The sequence below is a fragment of the uncultured Formosa sp. genome (assembly GCF_947500765.1).
Taxonomy (GTDB): domain Bacteria; phylum Bacteroidota; class Bacteroidia; order Flavobacteriales; family Flavobacteriaceae; genus Formosa.
In genome coordinates, this window is the sequence record NZ_CANMTH010000007.1 from 127,855 (window position 1) to 145,471 (window position 17,617).

The 17,617-nt window shown below is 32.3% G+C and carries 9 protein-coding genes; 2 read left to right on the forward strand and 7 right to left on the reverse strand.

Features of this window, described 5'->3' with window-relative positions:
• The first annotated feature begins 13 nt into the window (after nt 1–13).
• Nucleotides 14–1,384 carry a histidine--tRNA ligase gene (gene hisS, locus Q1B05_RS13520; protein WP_299781478.1) on the forward strand — a complete coding sequence of 457 codons (1,371 nt, stop codon included), beginning with the start codon at nt 14–16 and terminating at the stop codon, nt 1,382–1,384.
• Between the two features lie 92 nt (nt 1,385–1,476).
• Here hisS and Q1B05_RS13525 read toward each other — a convergent pair whose 3' ends face one another.
• The 5 genes from Q1B05_RS13525 to Q1B05_RS13545 form a co-directional block, all read right to left on the reverse strand.
• Nucleotides 1,477–9,651: a PKD-like domain-containing protein gene (locus tag Q1B05_RS13525; protein ID WP_299781479.1), complete on the reverse strand. Its 8,175-nt coding sequence runs from the start codon at nt 9,649–9,651 to the stop codon at nt 1,477–1,479.
• Between the two features lie 1,181 nt (nt 9,652–10,832).
• Complete coding sequence (locus Q1B05_RS13530) at nt 10,833–11,495, reverse strand: peroxiredoxin-like family protein (RefSeq protein ID WP_299781480.1); 663 nt, start codon at nt 11,493–11,495, stop codon at nt 10,833–10,835.
• Between the two features lie 178 nt (nt 11,496–11,673).
• The gene (locus Q1B05_RS13535) at nt 11,674–12,261 is read right to left on the reverse strand and encodes a YceI family protein (RefSeq protein WP_299781481.1); all 588 of its coding nucleotides are present in this window, start codon (nt 12,259–12,261) and stop codon (nt 11,674–11,676) included.
• 301 nt (nt 12,262–12,562) lie between these two features.
• Nucleotides 12,563–13,843, reverse strand: coding sequence for a hypothetical protein (locus Q1B05_RS13540; RefSeq protein WP_299781482.1), 1,281 nt, complete (start codon nt 13,841–13,843; stop codon nt 12,563–12,565).
• A gap of 18 nt (nt 13,844–13,861) precedes the next feature.
• On the reverse strand, nt 13,862–14,452 hold the full coding sequence (locus Q1B05_RS13545) for a YceI family protein (protein ID WP_299781483.1): 591 nt from the start codon (nt 14,450–14,452) through the stop codon (nt 13,862–13,864).
• A gap of 583 nt (nt 14,453–15,035) precedes the next feature.
• On the opposite strand from Q1B05_RS13545, the gene Q1B05_RS13550 reads away from it, so the two are divergent.
• A complete protein-coding gene (locus tag Q1B05_RS13550) occupies nt 15,036–15,551 on the forward strand; it encodes a hypothetical protein (RefSeq protein WP_299781484.1) in 516 nt (171 codons plus the stop codon).
• 78 nt (nt 15,552–15,629) lie between these two features.
• Here Q1B05_RS13550 and murA read toward each other — a convergent pair whose 3' ends face one another.
• Both murA and Q1B05_RS13560 read right to left on the reverse strand, forming a co-directional pair.
• Complete coding sequence (gene murA / locus Q1B05_RS13555) at nt 15,630–16,946, reverse strand: UDP-N-acetylglucosamine 1-carboxyvinyltransferase (protein ID WP_299781485.1); 1,317 nt, start codon at nt 16,944–16,946, stop codon at nt 15,630–15,632.
• A 5-nt stretch (nt 16,947–16,951) separates the two neighbouring features.
• On the reverse strand, nt 16,952–17,611 hold the full coding sequence (locus Q1B05_RS13560) for a DUF4290 domain-containing protein (protein WP_299781486.1): 660 nt from the start codon (nt 17,609–17,611) through the stop codon (nt 16,952–16,954).
• Nucleotides 17,612–17,617 lie beyond the last annotated feature (6 nt).

The window sequence follows — 17,617 nt, forward strand, 5'->3', positions numbered from 1 at the left end:
ATTTAAAATACCAATGGCACAAAAACCAAGCATTCCAAAAGGAACACGCGATTTTAATCCGGAACAAGTTGCAAAACGACAATATATATTTAAAACCATTCAGCATGTTTTTGAAACGTATGGTTTTCAACCTATAGAAACCCCAAGTTTTGAGAATTCTGAAACTTTAATGGGAAAATATGGTGATGAAGGCGATCGATTGATTTTTAAAATTTTGAATTCAGGAGATTATCTTAATAAGGTAAATGATGAATTATATACTGAAAAGAATTCAACTAAAATCACATCTAAGATTTCCGAAAAAGCATTGCGTTACGATTTAACAGTGCCGTTTGCAAGATATGTAGTTCAACACCAAAATGAGATTGAATTTCCGTTTAAGCGTTACCAAATGCAACCCGTTTGGCGTGCAGACCGTCCGCAAAAAGGGCGTTTTAGAGAATTTAATCAATGTGATGCCGATGTGGTTGGTTCAAAATCGCTTTGGCAAGAAGTAGAATTTGTACAGTTATATGATGCAGTGTTTACAGCTTTAAATTTAGAAGGTGTAACAATTAAAATTAATAACCGTAAAATTTTAGCTGGAATAGCAGAAGTTATTGGAGCCCAAGATAAGCTTATCGATTTTACAGTGGCTTTAGATAAGTTAGATAAAATTGGTGAAGATAAAGTGAAAGAGGAAATGTTAGGAAAAGGTATTCCACAAAGTGGAATCGATAAATTACAACCACTCTTTACGTTATCTGGAACTTTTGAAGCACAAATACACAGTTTAAAAACTATTTTAAGTACGTCTGAAGAAGGCTTAAAAGGTGTTGAAGAATTAGAATTTATAAATACAGGTATTGAGACCTTGGAGTTAAAAACGGCTGCGTTACAATTAGATGTGACTTTAGCACGTGGATTGAATTATTATACAGGCGCTATTTTTGAAGTGGCTGCACCAAAAACCGTTCAAATGGGCTCTATTGGCGGTGGTGGTCGTTACGATGATTTAACTGGAATATTTGGCCTTAATGATGTAAGTGGTGTTGGTATTAGTTTTGGATTAGACCGCATTTATTTAGTGTTAGAAGAATTGCAATTATTTCCAGAAGCTGTAAATAAAAATGTAAAAGTTCTTTTTATCAATTTTGGAGACACTGAAGCTTTATATAGTTTAAAAGCAATTCAAAAATTAAGAGCGGCTGGTATAAATGCAGAATTGTATCCTGATGCTGCTAAAATGAAAAAACAAATGAATCATGCTAATAAGCGTGCCATCCCTTTTGTAGTTTTAGTAGGTGAGGAGGAAATGAAGTCTGAAGTGTACACTTTAAAAAACATGGTTAAAGGAGAACAAGATAAATTAGATCTTGATGCACTTATAACTGCTGTTAAATAATATTGAATATTAGATAAGTACAACAACTTACATGAATTAAAAAGTCCCGAAGAAATTCGGGACTTTTTGTTTTTAGCTATTTATTGTAAAGATTAATACTTAATACTAATCTTCTTAGTAGTACTACCTTTTTCTGTATTAACTTTTATAATGTAATTTCCTTCAGAAGCATGTCTTACTGGAATTTTACAATTGTTAGATAACGTTGCATTTGTTGTATTCCAAACTTTAATGGTTTGCCCTAAAGTGTTAATTAAAGAAACCTGTTTGATATTTAAATGATTAGGTGTTTTTATATGAATTTCATCACTGTTATTTAAGTAATTAATAGTGATTTTATTTAGTTCATTTTCTATGACATCTAGTCTGCTTTCTTCTTTAAAAGCAACGAAATAACGATCTAAATAATCTCCTTTTTCTAAATGCATTTGATATTTAGAATTGTTTATTTGAGTATAAGTATCTGTATAACTATCATAGATAAAAACATCAATAGGTGTGTCGAAATTTTCTAAAGCTTTTAAACTAATTTCAATATTACCATCTTTACCTATAAACATTGCTAAAGGATAGTGTTTCGTTTCATCAAATTCGCCTACACCTTGTATTACGTATGTGTTATCATTAATTAAGAATAACATATCGCTAGATAAAGTCTCAAAGTTTGTGGCATCATAACCAAAATCAACAGCATCTGTTGCAGCATTGTCAGGTGTAAATCCTAATAATAATTGTCTAGTTGCTTTATCTGGGTTTTTAAAGTTAATACGTACACGTTGCACATCGTTTGTATTTTCTTCTGTTGTTTTATTAGTTCTTAAGAAAGCAGAACTACCACTAGCTTCGGTTTTAAAAATACGCTGACTATTATTAAATTCTATTTGTCCGGTTTGTCCAGCAGTAATAAAGAATCCTTGTGCTACAGGGATGTAACGTTTTGGAATGTAACTATTGGCATCTCCAGCTCCGCTAATATCGTCTGGTGCTACAGCTGGATTTCCTCCAGTTAAGTTTAATGAAGCATAGCCTCCTAAATATTCTTTAGCAACGTGAGTGTTATTCGTAGTAGATTGTCTCCAAAAACGTATTTCACCGTTGTTTCCTCCATCATCAAGCATATTTCGGTTATCAATTATAAAGGCATTCGCATCTATTGCTGAAGGATAAGGGTTACCGACTAAGGCATCATTTCCTGCAGAAACATTGACTAAATAATCGCCGTTGTTAGGTTGCCCTATAAATGTATAATCTGCATTAGAAGCCCCTTTCATAATATACCCTAAACCAACGCTAATGTTGTAATCTTCATCGATACGGTGCCAATTAAAAATCTCTGCATTGTAGTCTTCAAATAAGTATAACCAACGCGTACTAATGTATGGAGGGTTACCTGCTGCTCCATCTAAATTAGATGTCCAACCTACAGGTGTTGTGCCAACATGTAAAACTTCACTTAATTTATAAGTTCTGTTATTTTCTGTACCCGTAGTACTTACAGGCGATGCCCAATAGTTGTAGTTATAGATATTGGTTGTTCCTTCTTGATCGCGAAATAATCCACCAGTTCCAGTATAATCTACCATACTATTTTCTGATTGTAATAGTTGTGCTTCTCCTTCAAGTTTAAGATTACCATCTAATTTTAAATATTTAGAGACATATAAAGGCGTGTTATCTGGTACTGTTAAGGTGTTGTTTTCTACAATTAAACCTAAAACAGTAGTCGGTTTATCTAAAGTAACATTGTTTTTAATTTTAACAATATTCCAAGTAATTCCATTAGAGTTTGGTAATTGGTTTACATCTGCATTCATCCAAGCTGCGGCACTATCCCAATTAGAGTTTCCATTACTTTGGTAAGGAAGTGGTGCTGTTTCTTCTTGAGTAGAAGTCATGTTTCTTAATACTCCAGAAGTCGATCCGTTTGCCGATGCTAAAGTACCATTGTTAATATTCGATCCCATTTGGTAATACCCAACAAGATTTAAGTTCCAATCTAGACTTCCAGTGATGTCTACAGGGATAACAGATCCTCTAACATTACCTCCATTATTTTGAATTTCTTGATTCATCATTTCTTGAATTTGTTCGGCAGTTAATGCGGTATTCCAAATTCTTAATTCGTCTAACCAACCATTAAAATAATTAGTAGGTAATAGAGAAGATTGTACGGCTCCGAGAAGTGCTAAACTGGTATTGGATTGTGGGCCATCTCCATTTTGAGAAGCTTTAAGTACACCATCGATATATAATTTATATGCAGACCCGTTATAAGTTATTGCAATATGATACCATCGACTTGTAGATAAACCAGAAGCAGAAATGGAGTTGCCATTATTCCAGTTGAATTTAACAGTGTTACCATTAGATAACGTTAAATCATAACCAGATGATGAGTTTGTTGCACTACGTTTAGAGAATATGGTTTGTTGTCCACTAGTTGAGTTTGGCTTAGCCCATATTTCAATACTAAAAGGACCATTTAAATTGTATGCATTTCCAAAATTCACACTAGTGTTTGTTCCATTAAAGTCGAAATCATTACCTGAACATGCTGGGATATTTACAGCTACAGTTGTACTACTCTCTCCACAAAGACCTTCATTTATAACAGTCCATGTTAACGTATAGTCTGTTCCGCTTTCTCCTGTAAATGTAGCATTAGGATCTGTAATATCAGAGAATACTCCTCCTAAAGGTAAAGCAGTCCATTTTCCTGAAATATTACTATTGGCTTGTAAAGTAACCGTTGTATCGTCGCAAGAATCTATAGTACTCACAAGACTAGCTGCAGCTTCAATAAAAGGCTGAACAATTATATTGTAAGTAACTGGTGTTCCTGAGCTACAACCTGTAGTAGATTTTGGTGTAATAGTATAGGTAACAGTTATTGGAGAACTTGTAGTATTTGTTAACATATTACTTAAAGTAAATGTTGAATTTGCAGCGATACTACCAGAATTACCACTAGTTATTCCTGTAACCCCAGAAGGTGTAGTTCGTGTCCAACTAAATTCCATTGGGTTGTCGGTGATATTACCATCGACTATTAAATCAGGGCTTGAGCCACTACAAATAGTGGTTTCCTCAGAGGTGACTGATTCAATTTTTGGGGTTGGGTAAATTTTGATTGGTAATTCTATAAGGTCTGAATTACATGTCGTGAAATTGGTAAATATTGGAGTGATATAAAAAGAAGTACTGACAGTGCTGTTACCATTGTTTTTAAGTGTAGCTCTAATTGTTGCATATGTTTCTCTACTAATCCAACCAGTATTAACTCTAGTTCCGTTGTCGGTACCTGTTGCAGGAGTAAAATATGCAGCGTTTGATGACCATGAATAATCTACATCAGAAGCAAAAGAGTGCCCGATTGATATTCTCGGACTAATTTCATCTCCAGGGCAATATATTGAAGTGCTACTTGGTCTATTTGTGATTTTAGGACTATCAAATATACCTCCTAATCCAGAATAATTTATTATAACAGTGTTACTTGTTTTTATAGTTGAGTTACAGGCATTATCATATACTCGTAATCTATAATATCTTTCACTTCTAGGTGGAGAATAAGATGTGCCTGTGCCTACTGTTGAAAATCCATTATTTTCGTTTTCGCTAACTTGCCATTCGTAACTGTAATTTCCAGACCCTCCTGTAATTTCAGTTACTAAATATAGCGGTGTAGGATCTTCTCCGTAACATACATCCTGAGTTTCTCCAATAACAGGAGTACTTAAAGGGGCATACACTTCTACAGTTGCCGTTGTTGTTGTACTACAGCCTTGTCGTGTAGCAGTTACAGTAAAAGTAACCGTTTGAGTTTCGCTTGTTGTATTTGTTAACGTTCCCGAAATAGAACTTCCTGACCCAGATGATGCCACTCCACTTACATTACTAGTGTTATTTCGTGTCCAACTATAAGTTGTGTTGTTGGTATTGTATGTATTACTAAAAGCCATGGAGAAGGTGCTTCCATCGCACACTGTTTGTTCTGTAGGGCTAACTTCTATTTTAGGTGTAGGTTTTACTCTAATACGTATGTTTTCAATGACATTACTTTCGCAGCCATTAGCTACAGCCCATGCTTTAAATTTAATTATTCTATTATTATTGTGAGTACTAGTAAGGATACCTGAAATAGATGATCCTGTTCCGCTTTCCATACCTTGAACAGTATTAATATTGTCAGTTCGTTCCCAATAGTATTCTACATTTTCAAGATTATTATCATTTAGTATTGCTATAGGCGTAATTTCATTGTCACTACATACAACTTCATTCAAATTCGGTCTTGAATCTGGATTTATGGAAATCACAAGTTGTGGATATACAGTAATAGTAGCAGTTGTTATTTCGCTAGCACAACTATTAGCAGATGCTATAATAGTAAATGTGGTTGTTTGTGGTGTGTTAGTTGTATTCACTAATGCACCAGAAATAGTGTTACCAGAACCATTTTCTAATCCTGTAATTCCTGTAGTGTTATTACGTGTCCAACTATAAGTTACACCAGATATATTATTAGGATTGCTAATAACAATAGGAGAGATGTCTTCTCCAAAACAAATATCTTGTAGTGTATTTGTAGCTGAAACTGTAGGCGTAGGATTAACAGTGACTTCTACCGTTAGAGGTTCTGATATACAACTGTACTCTGAATTTGCTGTAATTGTAAATGTAGTTGTTTGTGGTGTATTGCTTGTGTTTGTTAAACTAACATTGATTGTATTACTATTTCCTGTTGCAGTTCCTGTTACATTAGAAGTATTATTTCTAGACCATGCATACGTTAATGTTTTATCTACATTATTATCATCAATTATAGTAATTTCTGTAATTTCATCAGAACACATGACATTAGTATAAGTAGTACTTGGATCTACTATAAGTTTTGGCTTTGGATTAACAGTTACCGTTGCCATAGTTTCACTTGTACATCCGTTAGCAGTTGCTGTAATGGTGAAGGTTGTGGTTTGTACAGTTCCTGTGTTATTGGTTAGAGTTCCAGAAATAGGCGTTCCACTTCCGCTAGCACTTATACCAGTAAGATTGGATGTGTTATTACGTGTCCAAGTATAAGAAATGCCAGTTACACTATTATCATTTGAAATAGTTATAGGAGAAATAGAACCATCGCTACAAATCGTCTGGCTAGGCTGATTTACAGAAATCACAGGTTCAGGATTGACAGTTACCGTTGCTGTAGTTTCACTTGTACATCCGTTAGCAGTTGCTATAATTGTAAAGGTAGTGGTTTGTACAGTTCCTGTGTTATTGGTTAGAGTTCCAGAAATAGGTGTTCCACTTCCGCTAGCACTTAAACCAGTAAGATTTGTAGTATTGTTACGAGTCCAAGTATATGAAATACCACTAACACTATTATCATTTGAAATAGTTATAGGAGAAATAGAACCATCACTACAAATAGTCTGACTCGGTTGATTTACAGAAATCACAGGTTCAGGATTGACAGTTACCGTTGCCGTAGTTTCACTAGTGCATCCGTTAGCAGTTGCTGTAATTGTAAACGTAGTTGTTTGTACAGTTCCTGTGTTATTGGTTAGAGTTCCAGAAATAGGCGTTCCACTTCCGCTAGCACTTATACCAGTAAGATTTGAAGAGTTATTACGAGTCCAAGTATATGAAATTCCATTAACACTATTATCATTGGAAATAGTTATAGGCGAAATAGAACCATCGCTACAAATCGTCTGACTTGGTTGATTTACGGAAATCACAGGTTCAGGATTAACAGTTACCGTTGCCGTAGTTTCACTTATACATCCGTTAGCAGTTGCTGTAATGGTGAAGGTTGTGGTTTGTACAGTTCCTGTGTTATTGGTTAGAGTTCCAGAAATAGGTGTTCCACTTCCGCTAACACTTATACCAGTAAGATTTGAAGAGTTATTACGAGTCCAAGTATATGAAATACCACTAACACTATTATCATTTGAAATACTGATAGGAGAAATAGAACCATCGCTACAAATCGTCTGGCTAGGCTGATTTACGGAAATCACAGGTTCAGGATTAACAGTTACCGTTGCCGTAGTTTCACTTGTACATCCGTTAGCAGTTGCTGTAATTGTAAACGTAGTTGTTTGTACAGTTCCTGTGTTATTGGTTAGAGTTCCAGAAATAGGCGTTCCACTTCCGCTAGCACTTATACCTGTAAGATTGGATGTGTTATTACGAGTCCAAGTATAAGAAATGCCAGTTACACTATTATCATTTGAAATACTGATAGGAGAAATAGAACCATCACTACAAATCGTCTGGCTTGGTTGACTTACAGAAATTACAGGTTCTGGGTTAACAGTCACAGAGTAATTGGAAGAAACAATTCCCTTACCACAATCATTTTGTCCTTGTACAGTAATATTACCAGAAATAGATGTTGAAATGTCGTAGTTTACTTCAATCGTATTTGTCCCCGTTCCAGAGATTATACTTGCTCCTGTAGGTAAAGTCCAAATATAATCTGTAGCATTGGTTATTGTAGGTACTGAATATTTCACATTGGTTTCTCCTTGACATACTACATTTGTTCCTGTTATTATCCCTGCAGCAAGAGGTAAAGGATCAACATTAATAGTTAGAGAAGCACAAGTTGTAGTATTACAATCGCCATTATATCTTGCATAATAAGTTGTGGTTACTGTAGGAGAAACAACAAGATTATTTCCTGATCCTGCAGAGGTACCACCACAGCTATCAGTATACCATTCTATAGTTGCACCTGTTCCTAATGTACCACCAGAAACATTAAGTGATGTTGAGGTGCCTTCGCAGATAGTATTGGAGTTTGAAGAAGTAATTGTAGTTGGTGCTATAGATGCTTCATTTGAATTTATAGTTAATTGAGAGGCTATAAGACTTTCTCCACAGTCATTCACCCCTACTACAGAAATTTTAAAATCAGCTAGAGGTGTATTAGAAATATCTAATGCAATAGCATTTGTGTTTGATACACCGTTAAAAGACGCAGAACCATTAGAAATTGTCCAGTTGTAAGATGTTGTATTAGGTAGACTAGGAATTGTGTATTCTACCATAGTCTCTCCAGGGCATACAACAGTTGGTCCTGTAATGTATGTTGGGTTACCCGGAACCGTGTTAAATGATATCGGTAAGGAAGTAGTTGCTCCAGTTCCGCAGGCATTTACAGCTTCTACAGTTATAGCACCGCTAATAGCATTGTTAAAATTGACAGTTATAACGTTGGTTCCTGCTCCAGAGACGATTGTAGCTCCAGTGGGTAGTGTCCAATTATAAGACGTTGCATCTAAAATATTAGAAACGGTATAGGTTTGAGTAGTTCCATAACAAATATCTGAAACTGGTGTAATAAAGTTAGGAGCACTTGGAACGTCTTTGACGTTAACAGCAAGACTAGACTGAATTGTATTACCTCCACAACTACCAGCTCCATTTGCAACTACTGTTACATTTCCAGAAGATGCACTAGTATAATCTACAGTTATACTATTTGTAGTAGTTACTAAAGTTCCTGTTGTTGGCGTAGCACCTGAAGGTAGCGTCCAAGTATAATTTGCAGCATTGGTAACTGCCGGGACCGTATAAGTTATATTTTTAGCGTCTTTACAAACATCTTGTTGTCCTGTAATTGCACCAATAGCATTTCCTACAGAACCACCTCTTGAAACAGTTACAGTAATACATTCTGTAGTGTTGCAACTTCCTTGATAATTAACATAATATGTTTTAGATTCTCCTTCGTTTATAGAGACCCCTAAATCATTTCCCTCCCTTATAAAGGTTCCGTTACAGCTTCCTTCATACCATCTTGGTCTAGCATTATCACCTAAAACACCTCCACTTACATTTAGATTTATATTATTATTACTACCTGTATGGTTAATACAGATAATTGATCCATAATAATCTGTATTGTCAAATCTTATTTTTGTAGGAGCGACAGACAGTTGTTTAATATCAATATTTTTTTGTCTGTCCTGACTTGTTTCAGAATCATTATAAGCGAAAACTTTTATATTAACTTGACCAGTAGGAGCTGTGTTAGCAATCGAGACCGTGATACTGTTGGTGTTTTCCCCATTAGTAATTGTAAGTCCTGTAGGTAGAATCCATGTATATCCGGTAGCATCAGTAACGGGGTTAATGGAATATGTTTCTGTGGTTCCTGGACAGACCTCTCTGTTTCCTGAAATTTCTCCTGGTTGCGCTAATTGAATAAGTTTTAGTCCTTCAGAACTATCTAAAGCCTCTGGGTTTTTATTCACAGAGCTATGAAAACTGTCTGTAATAAGAGTTGAATTTAGTACTGGTGTTTTACCAAATACACGATAAGAGTTGAAGGTAAATAGACTAAAAAGGAGTATGAATAATCCTGTGACTTTAATAGAAATGTTTTTCCTTTTTCTATTGAAAAAACAAGTTCTTAATAAATAATTTTGCAATGTAAAGTTATGCATGTTCAGTTAGGTATTGAGTTTGTTTAATAGGAATTTGAAATAATGGTCAATTTTAAATGATGTAGTCCTTTTAATTAGAGACTAACACATTCGGTTATTAGGTAATCATGTCGGGTTTGGTTCTGTAATTGTAAGTGTTCTTAAAAAATAAAGAAGTAATGTTAAGCATAGTTGTTATTAATTATACCTGTTAGTTAATCGCTGTTTTATGTTAAAAATCTATAAAACTATTTAACATTTTAGAATGTGAGATAAACAGATTTATAAATCTAAAATAGTTTTTTGATTGAATTAAAGTTGAGAATTGTTTGTAGAGTAAATAACAAGTCCAAAATGTTAAACCGTGTTATTGTAATTTATTGATGTTTTTATTGAAAAAGGGAAGATTTTGAGAGCAAAATATTTTTCAAAATAGGGTAAATTACAAACGTATTTTATAGCAAAAAATAGTTGTATCATAAAGTGATTGATTTTTTATGAATTATTTATTTTAAAATGTTCTGCTATTAATTTTTTAGATAAAAATTATTTTAATTAAAGGATAAAGGGAGATAATAAATATAATTATTATATAGTTTATATGCAAATATTTGTAATACTATGTAATTGTAATAGCACGTTTTTTTTTAGTAGAAAAAGCACTATAACTAAAATTTTAATATCCAAATTGTAATGCAATGAGCAGATTTCATCATTAAAAAACTCTTTTTTATGATGAAATTTGTTTTTTTAATAAAAAAAGATAACAAACTTAAGATTAAAAGCTTTTAATCTTAAGTTTATTATAGTGAGGTGTTTATAATTATTCTTAGGCACTCAGAAATACTATTGAATTAAGATATGTTATCTGTTTTTTAATACTTTACGGGTTTCAGTAAAATTAAAATATTAATGTTTCTTATATTTGAATAGCTATTAGTTGAAGTAGTATTAACTACTTATTTTTAAAGAGGCTGTTTGGGAGGGCAGCCTCTTTTGTTATATTTAAACTATTTTAATGCTTTTAAAGCATTTACAATATCTGCAGGCTCAGCTCTTTTACGGTAGTCAACTTCTAAAAATTCGTAAGTAATTTTACCGTCTTGATTAATAACGTAAGTAGCAGCTAATGGTAATTCATTACTTTCATCTCCATTAAATCCATGTAAATCAAAGTTGTTTTGGTAATGGTTTGCAACATCGTCTGTAAGTTTATAGATAATGCCATACGTTTTACCAACTTCATTTCCTACATCACTTAAGACTTCAAATTTAAGTTCATGTTTTTCAGTAGTATTCATTGACTTATCTGGTAATTCAGGAGTTAGTGCTAATAAATTAGCACCTTCTGCTTGAAAATTACTTAATTCTTGTTGTAATCGTTGTAAAGTTAAATTACAATACGGACACCAACCGCCACGATACCAGGTTAATACAATAGGTCCTTTTTTTAGATATTCATGTAAGGTAACATCTTTATTAAGAGCATTTTTTAATTTAAAATCTGGTGCAATATCTCCAATATGTTTTGCATGTTTTACAACACCACTATATTCGACAGCTCTAAAACCTGCATCGTAAATTGTTTTAATCTCTTCAGGTGCTTTAGAATTAAAATCATCCTTTTTAGTATCTAATACACTTTGTAAAGTTGTATTTATTCCTTTTGCCATAATTTTTTTATTTAAATATGTAATTGAAGTAATTAATATAAGTGATTTAATGTTAAATTACCTCTCTATTTAAGTCGGAAGAATTAATAGGGCATAACAACAATTAAGGTTTAAATAATTTTAATAGTATACGAAGAGTAGGAGTAGAATACATTAAGATATGTAGATGATTATAAGGTTATAAAACTTCTAAATCTAACTTAAAATGCACAGTAACTTCATCTTCAATTTTTATTAAACCTAATATTTTTTTTGGATTTTCTAAACCAAAATCTCTAATGTTTAATTTAATATCTCCATCTACTATAACCGAATGATCATGGGTTATTGTTATAGGAATGTCGTAAGATTTAGTAACACCGGCTATTAAGAAATCTACAGAAGCAATTGTGTTTTTATTTGTTGTATTAAGGTGCTTAACTTCCTTTAAAAGTATTGTGATTTTTGGGTATGTTTCTGTTTTTAAAAGATCTCTAAAATCGTTATTTATTATTCGCTTTCCACAGTCGAATTCTTTATTTTCTAAAACTAATTTAGCATTTTCAAAAACAGTATGATTTTCTTTTTTTATATATGTTATAGGAGTTTTCTTTTTTAATGCAACAGAATTAAATTTACATGAAAAATCGGTTATGTTTGTTATACCTTTTATAGTAAGTTTACTACTAGGTTTAATCTTAATTTCGGTAGTGTTTTTATTAGAAACAGTGATAAAAGATACATTTATAATCACAATTAAAAAGAGGGTTAATTTTTTTAATATCATAATTAATTTTTTAGGGCTTAAAGACATTAAAGTTAATAAAAGTGATTAAAAATCACCAAATACAGTAATAAATCATTAAAAAACAAGTAAATATTACTGTTTATTATAATAGAAATAGTTTATTTAAAATAGTTAATCATAAAAAAATCCTTACGAGTTACTGTAAGGATTTTTTTTCGGAAAAATACAATCTAATAGTCAGGTTTTAATCTGCTTTTTAAAGATTTATAGATTTGAAATTTATAAATGACACACCTTAAAATCGCGTTTTAAAACCTTATTTTGTAACTCTTAATTAAGATTAGAAACTAATTACAGCTTCAACCATTATACCGTCAAATTTAGCATCTTCGTAAAGACCAGTATATCCGTCGTAAGTTTGTTTTACGTATTCTACTTTAGCTAATATGTTTTTAGTCATAAACCAACCAGCACTTGCTTGAAATCTATCAATAGTAACATCTTCAGTACCGTCGTATTGAGAATTAACAAGGTTGTAACGACCACCGATGTAGAAGTTTTCATTTTGTCCAAATCTGTAAATTACTTCACCAGCATATTGTTGTGTTTCACCATCTAATGCTTCACTAGTAGCTGTTGCATTTGTAGTTCCTTGGTTCATTTCTATTGTTCCAAAAAATTCTACACCTTTATATTTTACAAAAGGATTAATCATTACAGCGGTTACACTGTTTTTAAAACTTGGAGAAAAACGCCCAGATCTAAAGTTGTCTGAAGTTGCAGATTCTGCTTGTAATACGTGGTAGTATCTAGAACCAGCTCTATCTGCATTGTACAAGTATAAGCTAGGAATAAACCCAGTATTATATAAAGATCCAGTTAATCTTACTCTTAAATCGCTATTTACTTGTTTATCGTAACCTACTTTTGCTAAGAACGAAGCACCACCAGATTTTCCATTAGCATTTTCTTCTACAGATTGGTTTAATTTACCGTTAGTAAATCCTACCATACCAATAAATCCATCTCTTTGGTAGTATACTTCAGCTCCAACTTCTGTTGTAAAAGAATCCATAATTAAGTTTCCTACAAATGGGTTGTAAATGGCTTGAGCATTATCAGATCTTCTAAAGTGTGCATCACCATAATTATTTTCCATATGTCCAACTTTTATAGTTGTATATTTCATGATATTATCTAAAAAACCTTCTTCAATAAAATCTAATTTATCAACTTGAAAGTAACCTCCTTTTACATAAGGTTCGTTGTGGTGGCGAGAAGATAAATATGTTCTTAAGTGCATTCTTACACCAGGTGCTAATGCGACATCTAAATCTAAGTTTGCAGTAGCTAAGTTAAAATTAGAAGATAATCCTGCTAATTCTTCTGCTCCTGAATTTTCATGATCTAAACCTTGAAATTGTAAAGCAAAAGAGCCTCCCATTCTTACATGAAGTTTTTCAAAAGAAGAAATGGTGTCTTTAGGATCTTCAAAAACATTTATACCTCTTTTGTCTGGTTGCCTGTAATTATCAAAGTCTCTGCTGTTTTGTGCGTAAGTGTTTGTAGTTGTTGCAACTAATACAATCGCAATTATTAAAGTTTGTATATACTTTTTCATGTTTTTTTATTTAAATAATTATTGTAATACGGTGCTAAACTCTATTTTTAGTTCATCACCAGTTGTAATGGTTCCAAACATTGCTGTAGGAGGATCTATTTTAAATTGTGTCATTTTAAAAGTGTAAGATCCCGTTAGTTTAGCTTTGTTGTCTGTAAGAGTTAATATGAAATTTAAATGGATTGCATTTGTGGTTCCTGCAATAGTTAAGTCTCCAGTAGATTTTACATTGTAAACACCACTACCTTTTGCTGTTATAGCGTTTACTTGGGTTAGTTTAAAATCTATTGTTTTGTACTTATCTGTTTTTAAAGCTTTATAGGTGTTTTTGTTCATTCCAGACTTTCCACTTTCTAGACTTTCTGCGACAACCTTAAAATCTAAAGATTTAATAGCAGGAGTTTCACCTGATTTTTCTAAAGCTATAGAGCCACTTTGTTTTTCTGCAACGACTTCCCAATCGTGTAAACTTGATATTCCAAATACACTTAATTTTGAAGATTCATTGTTCAAAGAATATGTTTGAGAAAACATAGTTATTGAACACATAAATGTGAATAGAAAAATTAATGTTTTAGAAATTTTTAAAGGATGATTTTCAGTTTTCATGAGTTAAAAATTAAGAGTTATTAATTTGATTTAATTCAGCACAAATAACATACTTCTATTCTGATGTTTTTGATTTGAAAATGCAAAGATATGCACGATTTTTACTAGAAAACAATACCCAAGAGATCGGACTACTTTTTGTGTTAACATAATTTTAGATAAAGCTTTGTCTGCGTTCAGATTAAAGAGTCTTTTATCTTGTTATTTTAACAAGCATTTAACATTTAACATGTTGCGATATGTTTTGTTTATTAATGTTAATTTTAATTAATGTTTAAAAAAATATGATAAAAGTCATATTTTTTTAGAGATATGTCAGTTTTTGTAAAAATAGAGATATTTTATTATACTCTAGTTTTGTATGGTTTTTACTTGATTTTAATTCTAATTTTGAAACAAAAAAAACAAGAATTAGATTACTACAATTTGTAATATTTTACATCTAAAAAAGGTTTTGAAACCGAATAAGAAGAGAATCATTTATTAAAAGATTAAAGAAGAAATTCGTCTTATTTTATAATATTTTAATATTGATATTTTTTAATTGTGTATCTTCAATATTATAATTAAAAAACAAGAATCAATGAGTAAATTAGAACGATATTCTGATCAGGAATGGAGTAAAATAGCAACATTACCACAATTAATAGGCGGTATTATTGCTGGAGCAGATAGTAGTGGTTTAGTTGGATCGACAAAAGAAATGTTTGCAACAGCTAAAAGTTATTTAGGTGGTTTAGAAACATATCCTAACAATCCATTAATACAAGCTATTGTACCTAATACAAAAGATCCTAAAGCAGCAATAGGTGAGGTAGAAGCAGAAAAAAATCATCTTACAGACCAAATAAAAGCATATGGTGTTAAAACCAAAGAAGACTTGGCTGTAAAAGTTTTAGAAGATTGCGTGATAGTTATGGCTGTTTTAAAAGAAAAAGAATCTGAAAGTACGGTAACCGAATTTAAAACATGGTTATTAGAAATTGCAGAGAATGTTGCAAATGCAGGAACCGAAGGAGATATTTTAGGCTTTGGTGGTGTAAAATTTAGTGATAAAGAAAAAACAGTATTTAATGCGTTAAAGGACGCTTTAAAATAATTTATAATGTTTACTATAAAAAGAAACGAGGTTTACAATTTGTGAATTATAAACCTCGTTTTACTTAATATATCGATTTTAATTACTATTTAAGCGTGTAATTTTAGCACCAATAGCACGTAAACGTTCGTCTATATTTTCGTAACCACGATCTATTTGTTCTATATTATGTATAGTAGAGGTCCCTTTTGCAGATAAGGCTGCAATTAATAGCGAAACTCCAGCTCTAATATCTGGCGAGGTCATGGTTGTTGCTTTTAAGCTCGATTTAAAATCGTGACCGATAACTGTTGCACGATGCGGATCGCAAAGAATAATTTTTGCTCCCATATCTATTAACTTATCTACGAAGAATAAACGACTTTCAAACATTTTCTGATGTATAAGTACACTTCCTCTAGCTTGTGTTGCCACAACTAAGATAATACTTAGTAAATCTGGTGTAAAGCCAGGCCAAGGAGCATCTGAAATAGTAAGAATAGACCCATCAATAAAATTCTGAATTTCATAACCATCTGTATGCGCTGGAATATGAATATCGTCACCTTGTTGTTCAACAGTAATTCCTAATTTTCTAAACACATTTGGTATTAATCCTAAATCGTTCCAACTTACATTTTTAATAGTCAGTTCACTTTTCGTCATAGCTGCTAAACCAATCCAACTTCCAATTTCAATCATATCAGGAAGCATGCGGTGTTCTGTTCCTCCTAAAACATCTACACCATCTATAATTAACATGTTAGAACCAATACCACCAATTTTAGCGCCCATACGGTTTAACATTTTACAAAGTTGCTGTAAATAAGGTTCGCAAGCTGCGTTATATATGGTTGTTCTACCTTCTGCTAAAACAGCAGCCATTACTATATTTGCTGTTCCGGTAACTGAAGCTTCATCTAGAAGCATATATGTTCCTTTTAACTTTTTAGCTTCAACACCATAAAAGTGATCTTCTTTATTATATCTAAAAGAAGCTCCTAAGTTTATAAAACCTTCAAAGTGTGTATCTAATCTACGACGACCAATTTTATCTCCGCCGGGTTTTGGTATGTATCCTTTTCCAAAACGGGCTAGGAGTGGACCAACAATCATGATTGAGCCGCGAAGTCCTTTTCCGTCTTCTTTAAAAGCTTCAGATTCTAAATATTTTAAATTGACTTCGTCTGCTTTAAATGTGTAAGACCCTTTGCCTATTTTACTGACTTTTACACCTAATTTGCGTAAAAGGTCTATAAGTTTATTAACATCAACAATGTCGGGAATGTTGTTAATTGTAATTTCTTCTGCAGTTAAAAGTACTGCGCATAAAATTTGTAAAGCTTCGTTTTTCGCGCCTTGTGGTTGGATGCTACCTTTTAATTGGTGTTGTCCTTCTATAATAAATGTAGCCATAGCTATTAGTAGCGTTTTCTATTACGGTTAGAATTCGTATTTGTATTTTTCTTGTAAGTCTTTTTGGTATTTGTAGACGTGGCATACTTCTTTTTTGTACGTAATAAGCTTGTAGAATCCGAAAGATCTTCGTCTGTATTCTTTAAATTTATTTTACCGTCAGACAATTCATATAAATGATTAAAAATTACATTATCGTCTACCGTATCTTTATTCCAATTTAGAAAACACTTTTTCATATGATTTGCAATACTGTAAATAAGGGCTTCTTTTAATTCGCCTTCTTCCCATGTATTTGCAACATCAATCATGGTTTTTATATTATTTCCATAAAAGCGATATTTAGGGAAATTTTGAGGATAAGGTAAAGAGTCCGGTCTTTTTTCTAATAACTCCTTATCAGGAATACCATAAGGTGAATCTACATCTAATTCGAAACTTGCAATTATAAAGAGTTGATCCCAAAGTTTATGTTGAAAATCAGGGACGTCTCTTAAATGGGGTTGTAAATTTCCCATTACAGCAATAATAGCATGTGCTTCTTTATTCCTGTCGTCTCTGTTTTCAATGGTTTTGGCATGATTAACCATTTTTTGAAGATGTCTTCCGTACTCAGGAATAATCAAAGGTTCACGCTCTGTATTGTATTCTATGTTCTCTATCAAAATATA